The sequence below is a fragment of the Peristeroidobacter agariperforans genome (assembly GCF_004138335.1).
Classification (GTDB): Bacteria; Pseudomonadota; Gammaproteobacteria; order Steroidobacterales; family Steroidobacteraceae; genus Steroidobacter; species Steroidobacter agariperforans.
The window spans coordinates 533,414-549,631 of sequence record NZ_RYFW01000002.1; the positions used below are offsets into that span (position 1 = coordinate 533,414).

Sequence of the window (16,218 nt, forward strand, 5' to 3'; positions counted from 1 at the left end):
TCAAGGTGAACGGCTGAATGCGCTACTCTGTCGCTCCAGGCAGCGCAAAAAACGAGTAATTAAGTTCAAAGGAATGCTATGCCGGGCGCCATCGTCATCGGCGCGAGCTCGGGGATCGGTGCGGCCCTGGCGCGCAGCCTGTCCAAACGCGGCTATCGCGTGGGTCTCGCCGCCCGGCGCGTCGACCTGCTGGAGCAGGTGCGCGCAGAGCTGCCCAATCCGGCTTTCGTCAAAGCCGTCGATATCTCCCAACCTGAACAGGCCATGGCTGCCCTGTGCGAGCTCGCGGCCGATGTGGGCGACGTAGAGCTGTATGTCGTCAGCTCTGGCGTGGGCTTTCTCAATCCGCAGCTGGAGTGGTCCAAGGAGTGCAGCACCATCGAGGTCAATGTGCTTGGCTTCACCGCCATGGTGAATGCCGCCATCCATGCGCTCGAGGAACGCGGCTCGGGCCACTTGGTTGGCATCTCATCGATCGCAGCGATACGCGGCGGCCGGGCCGCGCCGGCGTACAACGCGTCCAAGGCATTTGTTTCCAACTACCTCGAAGGCATCCGTCAGCGCTGCTATCGGCGCGGCTTACCGATCACGGTGACGGATATCCAGCCTGGGTTCGTGGCGACCGCTATGGCGCAGAGCCCGCAGCTGTTCTGGGTGGCAACGGCGGAGAAGGCGGCGGAGCGGATAATCGCGGCGATTCGGGGCCGAAAGCGCCACGCGTATGTGACCCGGCGCTGGCGGCTGGTGGCCTGGCTGCTGCGGGGTTTACCCGCGAGCTGGTATCGGCGGATGTAGGCAGGCGCGACAGAATGTTGACGTTGCGGGCGTGGCCCCGCGCAGTTGTGAGATACATCGCGGATTAACGTGAGGCGCCTGCCTAATACTGCCCCAGGTTAATAGGGTCTAATAACAAAAGATCTGGGCGCATGGACTTTACCGGGAATCCCAAAGAGCTGGCCCTGTTGCGGACTTTCGCGCCGTTCGACGGCATGAAGCCCGAAAGCATGGCCGTGTTCGCCCGTAAGATCACGCGCCGCCAGGCCCCCAAGGGGCGCCTGCTGTTCACCGAAGGCGACGAGGAAAGGCAGACCTTCTATCTGATCAGCGGCGCGATCGACCTGCTCGCCGAAGGCGAAGTCGTCGGCACGGTGAAGAGCGGCACGCCCAAATCCAAGAGCCCGCTGGCGCATCAGCTGCCGCGGCCCTATTCGGCGGTGGTCACTTCCGACCGCATCGAATATTTCCAGATCGACAGCGAGTTCCTGGACGTCGCGGTGACGCTCGATCAGACCGGCGCTTACAAGGTGCTGGAGTTGAACGGCCTGGATGATAACGCGCCGGGCCCGGACGACTGGATGACGGCGCTGCTGCAGACCAAGGCATTTCACAAGATCCCTCCGGCCAACATCCAGGCAGTGTTCATGCGCCTGCAGCGCGTCGACTACCGCGCCGGCGAGGTAGTGATCAAGCAAGGCGACGGCGGCGATTATTTCTATGTAGTCGTCAAAGGCATTTGTCAGGTCGCGCGCGAGACGCCGCTCAACAAGGACGGCGTGCGCCTGGCCGAGCTCAAGATGGGCGACACCTTCGGCGAAGAGGCGCTGATCTCCGACGTGAAGCGCAATGCCACCGTGAGCATGGTGACCGACGGCGTGCTGATGCGGCTGGCGAAGGAAGATTTTCGCACGCTGCTGCACGAGCCCTTGCTCGAGTGGGTGGACTACGAGAGCGCCAAGCGCATCGTCGCCAGGGAAGAGGGGCAATGGATCGATGTGCGTCTGCCGTCGGAGTTCGAGCACTATCGGGCCGAAGGCGCGATCAACATTCCGTTGCACTCGCTGCGCCTCAAATTGAAAGCACTGGACCGCAACCGGCATTACATCGTCTGTTGCGATACCGGCCGCCGCAGCTCGGCGTGCGCCTACATTCTCGCGGAACGCGGCTTCCATGCCAGCGTGCTGCGCGGTGGGCTGGGCTCGACCGAGCTGGCCGCGCCACGCTGATCGCGGCATCAGCACTTTAATTTCCCGGGCCGCCGGCCCAAGATGCCGCCTTCCAAAGTGCTATGGAGACGGCCTCATGGGTTTCAGGTCCCGCCCCGCATCCGTTCTGAGCGGTCTTACTCTACTGCTGTCGTGTTCGCTGGCGCTGGCGCAATCGCCAGAGGCGAGCCTGAGCGCATTGATCGATGAGTACGAGCAGCTGATCCGCAAGGACGATCCCGTGAGCGCGGGCCAGGAAGGCGATCGCGAGGCGCTGCGACGGCTGCCGGACGTGCGGCCGGAAACACAGCAGGCGATCGCCAGACAACTCAAGGGCATCGGCGAGCGGCTGGCGACGATCGATGTCTCCGGCCTGTCCGAAGACGCAGCGTTGAATCATCAGCTACTGACAGGCGTCGTCGCGATTCACACCGAACAGCTCACGTTCGACCTGCCGCGCATTCCCTTCGAGAACGACAGCGGCTTCCACACATTGCTCGACTATCTCGCCCGCACCACGACGATTGGCTCGCGTGACGATGCGGAAGCCTGGATCGCTCGACTCGAAGCCGCGCCGGAGTACTACGAGCAGAATCTCACCAATTTGAAGCGAGGCATCAAGAGCAAATACACGCAACCGCGCATCGTCGCCGATCGCGTGCTCGAAGTGGCTCGCAAGCAGGCGAACAGCAAGGCCGAAGACAGCTCGCTGCTGCTGCCGTTCGCTCGCATGCCTTCGAGCATTCCGGCGGCCGCGCAAGAGGAATATCGCAGCAAGGCGCTCGCTGTCGTGCGCGATCGGATTCTGCCGGCGCAGAACAAGTTCGCCGACTTCATGGAAAAGGAATATCTGCGCGCCGCGCGTCCCAAGCTCGCGTGGCGGACTGTGCCGAACGGTGAGAGCTCCTATAAGTTCTTCGTGCGGCGTGAGACCACGACGCAGATGACGCCTGATGAGATCCACGCACTGGGTCAATCGGAAGTCGCGCGCATTCGCGGCCTCATGGAGACGACGATTGCGGAAACGGGCTTCAAGGGCAGCTTCGCGGACTTCCTGAAGATGATGCGCACCGATGCGCGCTTCTATGCCAAGACTCCGGAGGAGCTCATGGAAAAGGCGAGCGAAATTGCCAAGCGTTCGGACGATCAGCTGCCTCGCTTGTTCGGCACGCTGCCGCGACTGCCCTATGGAGTGCGCCCGGTGCCGGCCGACATCGCCGAGGGCTACACGACGGGTCGGTATTGGGTCGGCAGCATGCAGCAGGGGCAGGCGGGCGGTTACATGGTGAACACCTCGCACCTGGATCAGCGGCCGCTGTACGAGCTGCCGGCGCTGACGGTGCACGAGGCGGTGCCGGGCCATCATTTGCAGATCGCGCTGTCGCAGGAGCTGAGCGGCATTCCGTACTTCCGTCGCAACACCAGTCCGACGGCGTTCGTCGAAGGCTGGGGACTGTATTCGGAGTTCCTGGGCGAAGAGATGGGGATCTATCGCGATCCGTATGAGCGCTTCGGCCGCTATTCGTACGAAATGTGGCGGGCGTGCCGGCTCGTGGCCGATACCGGCATTCACTGGCTGGGTTGGGATATCGAGCAGGCGCGGCGCTGCTTCACCGAGAACTCGGCGCTCGCGCCTCACAACATCCAGACCGAGCTGGAGCGCTATATCTCCTGGCCGGGCCAGGCGCTGGCGTACAAGATCGGCGAGCTGCGGTTCCGCGGTCTGCGTCGTGACGCCGAGCAGGCGCTCGGCGAGAACTTCAACGTGCGCGAGTTCCACGACGAGTTGCTGCTCAGTGGCGCGTTGCCGTTGGATGTGGTGAGCAAGCGCATCGAAGCCTGGATCGCTACAAAAGCGCCGGCCAAATCGAGCTCGTCGTCGGCGCTAGCGCCCTGATTTGCAGGATGTTATTGACGTTAACGAGCGCGCGGTAACCGTAATCAACGGCGCTGGTCTGGAGGCCGCCGCCTAAGCTCCTCGCACCCGTGCCTCGATGGGTCAGGCACGCGCGAGGGGCGGACGATGATCAAGTGGTTTGGGGCATTGGCATTGGCCGTGAGCAACGTCGCGTCGGCGGCGGATCCCCTGGAAGAGGTCGTGGTGTTCGCCCGGGGCGAGCAGCAGATCGGCCGAGCGGCCGCCGCGAGTGAAGGCGCCGTTGGTGGCGCCGACCTGTCGGTTCGTCCGCTGTTGCGAGTGGCGGAACTGCTGGAGGTCGTGCCCGGCATGATCGCCGTCCAGCATTCCGGCTCGGGCAAGGCCAACCAGTATTTCCTGCGCGGCTTCAATCTGGATCACGGCACCGACTTTTCCAACTACATCGACGACGTGCCGATGAACCTGCGCAGCCACGGTCATGGGCAGGGCTATCTGGACGTGAACGGACTGATCCCGGAAGTCATCGACCGCATCGACTACCGCAAGGGACCGTATCGCGCCGACACCGGCGACTTCTCCATGGCCGGCGCCGCGCACATGAGCACGGTGACACGCCTCGATCCTTTCATCGCAGCAGAAGGCGGCAAATACGATTGGCAGCGCCTGGCGGGCGGCACATCGACTCAGATCGGCGAAGGTAGTCTGGTCGCGGTCGGCGAATGGAAGTCTTACGACGGGCCTTGGCAGCTGGCGGAGAACCTGCGACATCAAGCGGCCTGGGCGAAATATTCGTTGCCGCTCGAGAACGCGCGGCTCGAATTGAGCCTGTCCGGCTACCACGCCGAATGGCGTCCGACCGAACAAGTCCCCGAGCGCGCCATTGGCACCGACGTGTGCGAGAACGCCTTCTGCTCGCTCGACCCGACGGCGGTAGGTGAAACATTGCGCTGGATCGGCGCCGCTCGTTTGATCGGCGATGACTGGCGAGCGACGGCGTACGCGCAATATTACGACTGGCACATGCTGTCGAACGCCACTTATGACTATCAGATCAACCAGCTCGATCGTCGCTGGATCGGCGGTGGCCGCTTCGAGCGAGCGTTCCGGATCAACGAGCAGTTGTCATTCACGGCAGGCGTCGAAGCGCGTCATGACGATATCGGCAACGTCGGCTTGCAACACACCGATGGCGGCCAGTTGATCGAGACCATCAGCCTGCACTCGGTGCGCGAAAGCTCGGCGGGCATCTACACCGAAGCGGCGTGGCATCCGATCGATGGCTTGCGACTCACGGGTGGATTGCGCGGCGACTACTACGATTTCGACGTGAAGGCGCGCATCGATGGTGTGGATGCGGGCTCGGACTCGGACAACGCGGTGTCACCAAAACTGGGTGCGGCCTACACGATCAACGATCGTATCGAGGTGTATGGCAACTGGGGCAAGGGATTTCATTCCAACGACGCGCGCGGTGTCATGAACACAGAAACGCCGGTGGCCGGGCTGAGCAAAGGCTCGGGTCACGAAGTCGGCGCGCGTTTCGAGTGGGGCGCGGTCCGGCTGACTGCGACTTACTGGTGGCTGGAATTGGACAGCGAGCTGAAGTTCGTCGGCGATTCCAACTCCGTCGAGCCGGGTGCGGCGACCGAACGCCGCGGCTATGAGTTGGTCGGCTTCTGGCGTCCGATCGACTGGCTCGCATTCGACGCAGTGTGGACCGGCAGCCGCGCTCGTTATGAGAACAGTCCAGATGGAGTGTATGTGGCCGGCGCCGTCGAGAACGCGGGCGAGTTGGGCGTTTCCATGATTTACGACCGCTGGGAAGCGAGCCTTCGCGTGCGCCATCTCGGCGAGTACCCGCTGATCGAAGACAACTCACTGCGCGCCGATCCGGAGACCAGCGTGAATCTGCGCGGCGCATGGAAGGCGGAGCACTTCACCATTTACGCCGAGTTGCTCAACGCACTCGACGAGGACGGCAAAGACATCGTGTACTACTACGGCGCGCACGTCGCCGGGCTGGATCCGGAAGGCGAGCAGATCGACGGGCGCGTCAGCCGCATCCAGGAGCCGCGCACGGTGCGCTTTGGCGTGAAGTACAATTTCTGAATGACGACCATTTACGGCATCAAAGCCTGCGACACCATGAAAAAAGCGCGCACCTGGCTCGACGAGCACGGTGTGGAATACCAGTTTCACGATTACAAGGTCTCGGGCATCGACCGCGAGCACCTGGAAGCGTGGTGCAAGAAGGCGGGCTGGGAAACAATCCTGAATCGCGCCGGAACCACGTTCCGCAAATTGCCCGACGACCAGAAGGCCGATTTGACTGAGCGCAAAGCCATTGCGCTGATGTTTGAACAGCCCTCCATGATCAAGCGGCCGGTGCTGGAGAAGGGCGCCAAGCTGCTGGTCGGGTTCAAGCCGGCGGAGTATCAAGCCGCCTTCGAGTGACCCACTGCGCCTGGCAGACCTGTTACCGGCCGCAAGCCGCGGATCGCCTGATTCCAGGAGTGTAAACGGTTCCACGATCTGCCAGACTCGGGGCATGAGCACCACAGCCTTTGCCCCCAAGCCCATGAAACTCAGCATCCTGACCGCGGCGCTGCAGGAGCTGACGCCCCGGGACAAACGGGATGCCGACCCGGACCTGGCCATTGAGGAATGGCTGCAATTCGCACGCGACATCGGCTCTCCGAACATTCAGTTGTCGGCGGCGTTGCATCCGACCGAGAGCGACGTGCCCGCCGAGGCGATGCTCGATCCGGTCGCGAACACCCTCGACTTGCGGCAGCCGTTCAACAAGCAGCGCGCGGCCCGCGTGCTCGCATCCATGAAAGAGAACGACGTCGGACTGTCCGATCTCGGCTACTTCGACAACATGCTGGTCGCCGATCCGGCAGCACGGCGCAAGAAACATGACTTCATGCTGCGAGTGTTCGATGCCGCCGTGCTGTTGGGAACCGATGCCGTGTGCGGCTTCGTCGGCCGCAATCCGCTTCTGGAAATGGATCAAAACCTCAGCATGTTCGAAGAGGTGTTCATTCCGTTGCTGCAGGAAGCCAAGGCTCGCGGCCTGACGTATCGCGTCGAGCAATGTCCGATGCCGGGCTGGAATGTGCTCGATCGCTGGCACAACAACATTGCTTACGCGCCGGGCCCGTGGATCGCCTTGCACCGGATCTGCGAGAAGCACGGTGTGGGCGATCAGTTCCGCATCCACTACGACCCGTCGCACGCGATTCTGATGGGGCAGGACACGCGCTCGCTGTTTCAATATCTCAAGGACGCCGGCTACGGATTCCTCATCGGCGGCTTCCATGTCAAAGGGCAGGTCGTCGATTCGCGGGGCGTCTCGGCGTGGGGCTATGGCGGCCAGACCATGCAACGTGGCGACTGGATCGATGGCAAGCCCTCGCCGAATCCAGCCGATCACGCCAACGCGTGGAAGAAACAAACCGTGCTGTGCGAGCACGAGCTGCCCGGCACGGCGCGCCATGATCCGCTCGCGTATCTGCAGAATCGCAGCGTCGATTGGCTCGATCATCAGCTGGCCGCGCGCGAGTTGTTGTCGATCGATCCGGCCGAGACGTATCTGGTCGTCGAACACGAATATCCGCCGGCCCGAATTCAGGACAAGTCGCGGCTCGCGCCCATCCTCAAAGGCTCGTTGGCTTTCGTGAAGGCCATCGACGAGGCCGCTGCGGCCATGTATGCGCTCCAGCACGACGTGCTCAAGTCGCAGGGCATCCCCGTCCAAGGCGTTGGCCGCGAAGCCTACCGGTCATAATCGGCCGCCGCCGGGCACGGCGGTTGTCGCTGGCCGTTTTTGACCGCTGCCTGGCGACGGGCGCTCTCGTCCCGGGACCGCGTGACGCGCACCATGCGCACACGTTGTTCTGGAGGAGTCGCCATGAAGTCCGCGTTGCTGGTCATCGATGTGCAGCAGTCGTTTACCCGCCGTCCGTATTGGGACGAGGCGGAGCTGCCCGAGTTCATACAGAACTTGCAGCAGCTCGTGAACCGCGCTCACAAGGCTGGCCTGCCGGTGCTGCAGGTGTTCCATGTGGACGAAGAGGGTGCGGAAAACGCTTTTTCCTACGAGTCCGGCTTGATCAAGACACTGCCGCAGCTCGATATCCGTCCGACCGAAGTGTTCACCAAGGCGGTGCACTCGGCCATGTTCGCGACCACCAAGAACGGCAGGAGCCTGGATTACTGGCTGCGTGCCAACGGCATCGACCGGTTGATCGTCACCGGCATCCGCACCGAGCAGTGCTGCGAGACCACGACCCGTCACGCTTCGGATCTTGGCTACACTGTGAGCTACGCAGTGGATGCCACCCTGACTTTTCCTATGGTGTCCGGATCGGGCCGCACCTACACTGCGGCGGAGATTCGCGACCGCACCGAACTGGTCCTGCAGGGCCGGTTCGCCCAAGTGCAGCGCTCGGAAGCCGTGGCGATCTAGCGAGGGTTTTATCGAATGAGGACGGTGCTGTTCGCGCTGTTGCCGGAGGTCGTGCTGCTGGACGTGGCCGGCGCCGCCGAAGCTTTTCGGCTGGCGAGCGCGCTCGTTCCGGACAGCTATGATTTGCAGTTCGTCGGCACCAGTGCGTCCTTGCGATCCGCGGTTGGCCTGCAGCTTCACAAGCTGCAGCGCCTGCCGACCGAAGTGCCGGATCATTCGATTGTCGTGATCACCGGCGTCACATCCTCCGCGTTGGATTTGGATTCGGAGCCGTTCAAGCAACTCTCGCAATGGCTGCAAGTCGTCGCTCGCAACGAGACGGTGACCTTGATGTGCGTTTGTTCGGGCAGCCTGGTGGCTGCGAATGCGGGGTTGTTGCGCGGCCGTGAGTGCACGACGCACCACGACTTGATCGGCCAGTTGGAGAAGCTCGAGCCAAGTGCGACGGTGCACGGCAATCGCATTTTCGTCGAGGACGGTCTCATCATGACGAGTGCGGGTGTCACGTCCGGCGTCGACCTGGCGCTCCACATCATCGGTCAGCAGCTGGGTCACAAGGTTGCCGTGACCGTGGCGCGCGACCTCGTTGTCTACATGCGCCGGACGACGGCCGATCCGCAGCTGTCCGCCTGGGTGACGCACCGAAATCACATTCATCCCGCGGTTCACAAAGTGCAGGACGCGATCGCTCGCAATCCAGCGGCGGAGTGGACCGCGTCCAGGCTTGCGGCCGTCGCGTGCATGAGCGCTCGAAATCTCGGCCGGCTGTTCGCTGAGCATGCGGGGTGCTCGCCGCTCGATTACGTGCAGCGCTTGCGAGTGGCGGTGGCGCGAGAGATGGTAATGAACAGTGACTTGGCGTTAGAGCGCGTTGCCGAGCGTAGCGGCTTCAGCTCCGCGCATCATCTGCGGCGAGTGTGGCGCCGTTGGGAGCGGGCTTCGCCGACTGAGTTTCGCTCGACAGCTCGCTGACTGTCACTGACTTCAGTCCGCGCTCGCGCAGTCCTTGTAACAGCAACGGCAGCGCTTCGAGAATGAGCGGGCGATGCTGATTGTCGCGATCGTGCCCGTCGTGCATCAGCACGATATCGCCGGGCCGAATTCTCCGAACGACGCCGTTCGCGACCGCCCGGGGATCGCGCGCGAACGTATCTCTTGAATGAATCGACCAGGCGACGACGTTGAGATTGCGTTGGTGAGCGGCACGCGCCATCGCCGGACTCTTCAAGCCGACCGGTGGGCGATACAAGGGCTCGCGATCCGATTGGGTCACTGACTTGATCAGCTGCGAGCAACGATCCATCTCGACGCCGTGCCCCGCGGCCGAAGAAAAGTTCAGCAGGTACGAGTGCTGCCAGGAGTGATTGCCGAGCTCGTGGCCTTCCCGATGGATGTGCTCACCGAGCGCGCGATGTTTCTCCAGGTTGCGGCCAATGACGAAGAATGTCGCGCGCGCGTCATGTTGGGCGAGCATATCGAGTACGGCGGGCGTGATCTCGGGATCGGGGCCGTCATCGAAAGTCAGCGCCACTTGCGGCTGATCGGTGCGGCCGCGCACCAGGGTCGGGTACAGGATCGCGGAGTCCGGACGGAAGATTCCGTCCGCCATCAGCAGTGCGTGCACGCCGAAAGGCACCCCGACGCTCAATGCGCCAGGGCCGAAAACCGCGGCCGAGCCGGCAGTTACGGCGGCACTGGCCAGCAGAAATTTATCGGCGCGACATAAGCTCAACGGCGCAGCTTCCGGAAAATGAGGGGTGCGTCATGATCGCAAGCGCCATCGATATTGTCGATTGAAGGGATCGTCAATGGCGATTGCCGAGGTCGGTGTGTGGGCGCATGTTGACTCACCAAAGTCACACTCCCGACAGGAGAGGTTCCATGAGCGATGCGAAGTTTGTCGCGGTCACGGACGCCAGCTTCAATGAACAGGTGCTGGCTGCATCCGGACCGGTGCTGCTGAAGTTCGAAGCCGACTGGTGCGGTCCGTGCCAGGCGATGAAGCCGATGATTGCAGACATCGCGCGCGATTATGACGGCCGGTTGACGGTTGCCACCATGGACGTCGATGCCAACAGTCAGACGCCGTATCGCTTCGGAGTGCGCGGTGTGCCGACTGTCCTGCTGTTCAAGGGCGGCGAAGTGATCGGCCAGAAGGTCGGCCTGCCGCGCAAGGCAGAATTGACTGCGCTGCTCGACGCCAAGCTCTCGTAAGGTTGAAGGGCAACGCCCAACGGTAAACACTACCTGCGCCCCTCGGCGCGGCTGTAGTAGAACCACAAGGCCCCGCCGGAGCGTGCTCCGGCCGGGCCTTTGTGTTTGATAAGTCAAGAATTACCAGGCCCGCAGAGGTGACCTGTGAAATCCGTTCGGGCGCATCGCCGCAGGAGCCCACCGCGGCAGCAGTCGCCACACAGGGACGGTGACGACGACCAGAGTAAGGAAGAAGGACGCGACTCTCCGATCATGCGACTGGCGCTGGCTCGGTGGCCGACGCCAGCGGCATTGATTGGCGAGGACGGACACATCAACGCCGGGAACCGGGCGTTCGCCAGGCTGTTCGGCTGCGAACAGTGCGATCTGCGTCAGCGTGCGATCGACGAGTTGATCCCGGCATTTCGTCCGTTGGATGGCGGCGACGCACCTGCCGTCCGCCATCGTGCGACGGGACATCGTCTCGATGGCAGCACGTTCCCTTTGCGATTTATTCGCTTGCCGGTCGACGCAGGCGACACGCGATGCACCTTGGTGGGTGTCAAACCACGGGGGAGTCGTGGCCAGGTCGTACCCATTCGCAATTGCCAGAACGACGCTCGACTGCGGGCTGCGGTGAAAGCAGGGCGCATCGGCACGTGGATCTGGGACTTGCGCCAGCGCACCGCATGGTGGGACAGCGCGATGTACCAGCTTTGGGAAATACCGCCCGATGGAATATTGCCCATCGCAACGGCCACGGCGCTGCTGCACCCCGAGGACCGGGAATGGGTCGGCCGATCCATGGACCACTTCGTCAACAGCGGCGCTCGCGAGTTCGCGTTGGAGTTTCGGTTGCTGCGTCCCGATCGCAGCACGCAATGGGTTTCGATCAGTGGCGAGATCCAACGCAACCCGGACGGAGAGCCGACACAGATGATCGGCGCGACCACGGACGTTACGGCGCGGAAGAATGCGGAACATGCTTTGCACCACGCGCAGAAGATGGAAGCGCTCGGCACCCTGGCCGGCGGCATCGCGCACGACTTCAACAATATTCTGCTCGCGATCGCCGGCAACACGCGCCTGGCGGAGCAGGAGTTGCCGCCCGATCACCCAGTCCGGAACATGCTTGACCAGATCGCGAAAGCCAGCGTGCGAGCCACGGACCTGGTCAATCGCATTCTTACGTTCAGTCGGCAGGGGGATTGTCGTCGCGAGGTTTTGCCACTGCAGTCCGCCGTGGAGGATGCGATCAAGCTGTTGCGTGCGACCTTGCCCGGCATGATCGAGATCAGCTGCACGTTCGCCAAGAATTTGCCGCCGGTGCGCGCCGATGCGACGCAGGTCCATCAGATCATCATCAATCTGGTGACCAACGCAGCACACGCGATCGGCGACAACGCACGCGGATCCATCGCTGTGACGCTCGACGACGCGCGCGTGGCGCAGGACGACGCGCCTGCGCCTCAGCTCAGGGCCGGCCGATATGTGCGCTTAAGCGTTACGGACACGGGCAGTGGTATGGACAAAGCCACGCTGGATCGCATTTTCGATCCGTTCTTCACGACCAAGCCGGCGGGCCGCGGCACGGGACTTGGATTGAGTGTCGTGGACGGCATCATGCGCAGCCACGAAGGCGCGATATTCGCAACGAGCCAGCCCGGACGCGGCACGACGTTCCGATTGTATTTCCCCGTGGCCGATCTGACGCCCCTCGCGGAGAATTCGCTGGCGCGTGACATTGCGCCGCCCGAGGCGCCAAGCCGCGGGCCACGCGAGATCGCGTCGACCCGAGCAGAGGGGCGCGGTCGACGCGTAATGTATATCGATGACGAAGACGCGCTCGTTTATCTGATGACGCGAGTGTTGCAGAAGTGCGGCTATCGCGTGACCGGCTTCACCGACGCCGAGCAGGCGCTGCAAGCGTTGCGGGAGCGCCCTGCCGAGTTCGATGTGGTCGTCACCGACTTGTCGATGCCGGGGATGTCGGGCTTTCACGTGGCGCAGGTCATTCGAGAGATTCGCGCCGATCTGCCCGTCGTGGTCACGTCCGGATACGTTCGCGCCGAGGATCGCGAGACTGCCAAGGAGGTCGGCGTGCGCGACCTGGTGCCAAAGCCCGATACCGTCGAGGAGCTGGCCGGCGTGCTGGCCCAGGTGTTCGAACAGCGAAGATCGGACTCGCCCCGGCGGAAGAATTCCAACGCATGAGGGGATCTCGCGGGAAGCGGACGCCCGGGTGAGCTAACGTTGCTCAACTCTGTACGGCCCGTGCGGATTTGCGCTAGGGTCGCAGCCCCGTATTCGCCATCGTTGGAGACATCGTGCGCCTCACGTCCATCGTCATCGCGAAGGTCATCCTGTGTCTGGGCTTGGCTGGCGCGGCCTCGGCGGCCGAACAAGTCGACCTGCTCATCAACAACGGCGTCATCTACGACGGCAGCGGCGGCAATCCGGTCAAAGGCTCGGTCGCCGTGCGCGATGGCCGCGTCGTGGCCGTCGGCAAGCTGGCGGATTACCAGGCGAAGCAGACCCTCGATGCCAAGGGCCTTGCCGTTGCGCCCGGCTTCATCAACACGCTGTCGTGGGCGACCGAGTCGTTGATCCAGGACGGCCGCGCCATGAGCGACATCAAACAGGGCGTGACCCTGGAGATCTTCGGCGAAGGCACCTCCATGGGACCGGTCAACGCCACGATCAAGGCGGAGATGCTCAAGACCCAGGGCGATATTCGCTATGACATCACCTGGACCACTCTCGGCGAGTACCTGGACTTTCTCACCAGGAAGGGCGTGTCGCCGAACATTGCTTCGTTCATCGGCGCGGCCACCGTCCGGCAGCATGAGATTGGTTACGCCAACCGCGCGCCCACCCCCGAAGAGCTCGGCCGCATGCAGGACCTGGTCCGTCAGGCGATGCGCGAAGGCGCGCTTGGCGTCGGCAGTTCGTTGATTTACGCGCCTGGCAATTATGCGAAGACCGACGAGTTGATCGCGATCACCAAGGCGGCCGGAGAATTTGGCGGCGCCTACATTTCTCACATGCGCAGCGAGGGCGATCGGTTCCTGGAAGCGCTGGATGAATTGTTGCTGATCGCGAAGGAAGCCAAGGTGCCCGCGCAGGTCTATCACTTGAAAGCGGCGGGGCAGAAGAACTGGCCGAAGATGCAGCAGGCCATCGACAAGATCGAAGCCGCCCGCAAGGCCGGGCTGAAGATCACCGCGGACATGTATAGCTACACCGCCGGCGCAACCGGTCTCGATGCGGCCATGCCGACCTGGGTGCAGGAAGGCGGCATCGACGACTGGGTCGCGCGGCTGAAGAAGCCCGAGATCCGCGCACGCGTGATCAAGGAAATGCGCGATCCGAATGCTGACTTCGAGAGTCTGTTGCAAGCGGCGGGGTCCGCCGATCGCGTATTACTGATTGGCTTCAAGACAGAGAAGCTCAAGCCGCTCACCGGCAAGACGCTGGCGGAAGTTGCCAAGATGCGTGGCGTGTCGCCGGAGGACGCGGCGATCGATCTGGTCATCGAAGATCACACACGCGTCGGCGCCGCTTACTTCCTGATGTCGGAAGAGAATGTGAAGCTCGGCTTGTCACAGCCGTGGGTGAACATCGACTCGGATGCGGAAGCGGCAGCGCCGGAAGGGCCGTTCCTGCTCAGCAATCCGCACCCGCGCACTTACGGCACGTTTGCGCGCTTCCTCGGCCACTATGTTCGCGATCAGAAGGTGACGACGCTGCAGGATGCGATCCGTCGTCTCACCAGCCTGCCGGCCACGACGTTCAAGCTGACGAATCGTGGCTGCCTGAAGCAGAACTGCTTCGCCGACATCGTCGTGTTCGATCCGGCCACGATCAAGGATCACGCGACGTTCGAGAAGCCGCATCAGTACGCGACCGGCGTGCAGCACGTCTTCGTCAACGGCGTGCAGGTGCTTCGCGACGGCGAACACACCGGCGCGAAGCCTGGCCAGGTCGTGCGAGGACCGGGCTATCAGAAGGGCTCTTAGGAGCCGACCATCAGACCGGCGGCGGATTGCGCTCCGTGAAGTCGCGCTGGTGCCAGTACGGATAGGCCAGCGGTGTGGCGCTGGCCTCGTCCAGTTTCTTCACCTGCTCGGCTGTGAGATTCCAGCCGAGCGCACCGAGGTTCTGCGTCAGCTGCTCTTCGTTGCGAGCGCCGATGATGACGTTCGCAACAGTCGGCCGCTGCAACAGCCAGTTCAGCGAGATCTGCGCCACGGTCTTGCCGGTCTCCTTCGCCACTGCGTCGAGCGCATCGACGACCTTGTAGACATACTCATCCGCCACCGGCGGACCTTTGTCCACGCTCAGTTGCGAGCGCAGCCGGGAAGTTTCGGGCAAGGCCTGACCGCGGCGCACCTTACCCGTCAGCCGGCCCCAGCCGAGCGGGCTCCAGACAATTGCGCTGACTTTCTGCTCGACGCCCAGCGGCATCAGCTCCCATTCGTAGTCGCGGCCAATCAGTGAGTAGTACGCCTGGTGCGCGACATGGCGGTTCCAGCCATGACGATCCGATGCCGCCAGCGATTTCATCAAATGCCAGCCGGAGAAGTTCGACACGCCGGTGTAACGGAGCTTGCCCGCGCGCACCAGGTCATCGAGCGTTTGCAGCGTTTCTTCGACCGGCGTGAGCGCGTCGTAACCGTGCAGCTGGAAGATGTCGATGTAGTCGGTTCCCAGACGAGTCAGTGCTTTGTCGACTGCGCGGATCAGGTTGAACCGCGAGGAGCCCACATCGTTCGGCCCCTTGCCATGGCGAAAGGTGGCTTTAGTGGAAATGATGACTTGATCGCGCCGGCCACGGATGGCCGCGCCGAGGATTTCTTCTGCGGCGCCGCCGGAGTAAATATCGGCGGAGTCGAACATGTTGATGCCGGCCTCCAGGCAGATATCGACCAGCCGCGTGGCTTCCTTCACATCGTTGTCGCCCCAACTCTTGAAGAACTCGCCCTTGCCGCCGAACGTGCCGGTGCCGAGGCTGAACACCGGGACCGTGAAGCCCGATGCGCCCAATTGCCTGAATTCCATCGCTGCTCTCCGCAAGACATAAAACGCGGGAGGGACTGTAACGCACCGACTCGTGAAGCGGGTTCATGGCTCTACTTCAGTCGGACCGCCGCGGCTGGTATCGTGCTCGGATGCAAAAAGTCACCCCACCCATCGTAGTCATTACCACCGGCGGCACCATCGACAAGGCCTACTTCGACGCGCTCAGCGCGTACAAGATCGGCGAGCCCATGGTCAAGAAAATGCTGGATGTGGCCAACGTCACGCGCCCGTTCCGCGTCGTCGAGATGTTCCGCAAAGACAGCCTGGACCTGACCGATCAGGATCGGCGGGCGCTGTACGAAACGGTCGCGGCGCTCGACACCGATCGCGTCGTCATCACGCACGGCACGGACACCATGACCGACTCGGCCAAGGTTCTCAAAGCCATCGCGGGCAAGACCATCGTGTTCACGGGCGCACTGTCACCGGCGCGCTTTGCGGAGAGCGATGCGATGTTCAACCTGGGGATGGCTTTCGCAGCGGTGCAGACCTTGCCCGCCGGGGTGTACGTGGCCATGAGCGGCCAGGTGTTCCGCGGCGATGAGGTCAAGAAAGACCGCGAGCACGCACGCTTCGTCTCGACAGCCGAATAACGCGGCGGGCCAAAGCTC

Annotated in this window: 14 protein-coding genes; 12 read left to right on the forward strand and 2 right to left on the reverse strand. The window is 62.9% G+C overall.

The window, feature by feature from the left end; all coding sequences use genetic code 11:
• Positions 1 to 78: 78 nt before the first annotated feature.
• From EK373_RS16240 to EK373_RS16275, 8 genes are all read left to right on the forward strand, one after another.
• Complete coding sequence (locus EK373_RS16240; RefSeq protein ID WP_129644738.1) at positions 79 to 795, forward strand: SDR family NAD(P)-dependent oxidoreductase; 717 nt, start codon at positions 79 to 81, stop codon at positions 793 to 795.
• Positions 796 to 926: 131 nt separating this feature from the next.
• Positions 927 to 2,003 carry a cyclic nucleotide-binding domain-containing protein gene (locus EK373_RS16245; protein ID WP_129644739.1) on the forward strand — a complete coding sequence of 359 codons (1,077 nt, stop codon included), beginning with the start codon at positions 927 to 929 and terminating at the stop codon, positions 2,001 to 2,003.
• Between the two features lie 76 nt (positions 2,004 to 2,079).
• The gene (locus EK373_RS16250; RefSeq protein ID WP_129644741.1) at positions 2,080 to 3,879 is read left to right on the forward strand and encodes a DUF885 domain-containing protein; all 1,800 of its coding nucleotides are present in this window, start codon (positions 2,080 to 2,082) and stop codon (positions 3,877 to 3,879) included.
• A gap of 126 nt (positions 3,880 to 4,005) precedes the next feature.
• On the forward strand, positions 4,006 to 5,970 hold the full coding sequence (locus tag EK373_RS16255; RefSeq protein ID WP_129644743.1) for a TonB-dependent receptor: 1,965 nt from the start codon (positions 4,006 to 4,008) through the stop codon (positions 5,968 to 5,970).
• Complete coding sequence (locus tag EK373_RS16260) at positions 5,971 to 6,315, forward strand: ArsC family reductase (protein ID WP_129644744.1); 345 nt, start codon at positions 5,971 to 5,973, stop codon at positions 6,313 to 6,315. It begins immediately after the preceding gene.
• A 94-nt stretch (positions 6,316 to 6,409) separates the two neighbouring features.
• The gene (locus tag EK373_RS16265) at positions 6,410 to 7,651 is read left to right on the forward strand and encodes a sugar phosphate isomerase/epimerase family protein (protein WP_129644746.1); all 1,242 of its coding nucleotides are present in this window, start codon (positions 6,410 to 6,412) and stop codon (positions 7,649 to 7,651) included.
• Between the two features lie 123 nt (positions 7,652 to 7,774).
• A complete protein-coding gene (locus tag EK373_RS16270; protein WP_129644748.1) occupies positions 7,775 to 8,332 on the forward strand; it encodes an isochorismatase family protein in 558 nt (185 codons plus the stop codon).
• Between the two features lie 15 nt (positions 8,333 to 8,347).
• Positions 8,348 to 9,304: a GlxA family transcriptional regulator gene (locus tag EK373_RS16275; RefSeq protein WP_129644750.1), complete on the forward strand. Its 957-nt coding sequence runs from the start codon at positions 8,348 to 8,350 to the stop codon at positions 9,302 to 9,304.
• Here EK373_RS16275 and EK373_RS16280 read toward each other — a convergent pair.
• Positions 9,222 to 10,064, reverse strand: coding sequence for a polysaccharide deacetylase family protein (locus tag EK373_RS16280; RefSeq protein ID WP_129644752.1), 843 nt, complete (start codon positions 10,062 to 10,064; stop codon positions 9,222 to 9,224). The genes EK373_RS16275 and EK373_RS16280 overlap by 83 nt on opposite strands.
• Positions 10,065 to 10,213: 149 nt before the next feature.
• Between EK373_RS16280 and EK373_RS16285 the strand changes: the two genes are divergently transcribed.
• The 3 genes from EK373_RS16285 to EK373_RS16295 all read left to right on the forward strand — a co-directional run bounded on the left by EK373_RS16285 (position 10,214) and on the right by EK373_RS16295 (position 14,544).
• Positions 10,214 to 10,546, forward strand: coding sequence for a thioredoxin family protein (locus EK373_RS16285; protein WP_129644754.1), 333 nt, complete (start codon positions 10,214 to 10,216; stop codon positions 10,544 to 10,546).
• A 252-nt stretch (positions 10,547 to 10,798) separates the two neighbouring features.
• Positions 10,799 to 12,739 (forward strand): hybrid sensor histidine kinase/response regulator, encoded by a 1,941-nt coding sequence (locus EK373_RS16290; RefSeq protein ID WP_129644756.1) that lies wholly within the window; start codon positions 10,799 to 10,801, stop codon positions 12,737 to 12,739.
• A 113-nt stretch (positions 12,740 to 12,852) separates the two neighbouring features.
• Positions 12,853 to 14,544 (forward strand): N-acyl-D-amino-acid deacylase family protein, encoded by a 1,692-nt coding sequence (locus EK373_RS16295; protein WP_198683381.1) that lies wholly within the window; start codon positions 12,853 to 12,855, stop codon positions 14,542 to 14,544.
• 10 nt (positions 14,545 to 14,554) lie between these two features.
• Here the strand turns inward: EK373_RS16295 and EK373_RS16300 are convergent, their stop codons facing one another.
• Positions 14,555 to 15,586, reverse strand: coding sequence for an aldo/keto reductase (locus tag EK373_RS16300; RefSeq protein ID WP_129644758.1), 1,032 nt, complete (start codon positions 15,584 to 15,586; stop codon positions 14,555 to 14,557).
• Positions 15,587 to 15,696: 110 nt separating this feature from the next.
• Between EK373_RS16300 and EK373_RS16305 the strand changes: the two genes are divergently transcribed.
• Positions 15,697 to 16,200 (forward strand): asparaginase domain-containing protein, encoded by a 504-nt coding sequence (locus tag EK373_RS16305; RefSeq protein ID WP_129645874.1) that lies wholly within the window; start codon positions 15,697 to 15,699, stop codon positions 16,198 to 16,200.
• Positions 16,201 to 16,218 lie beyond the last annotated feature (18 nt).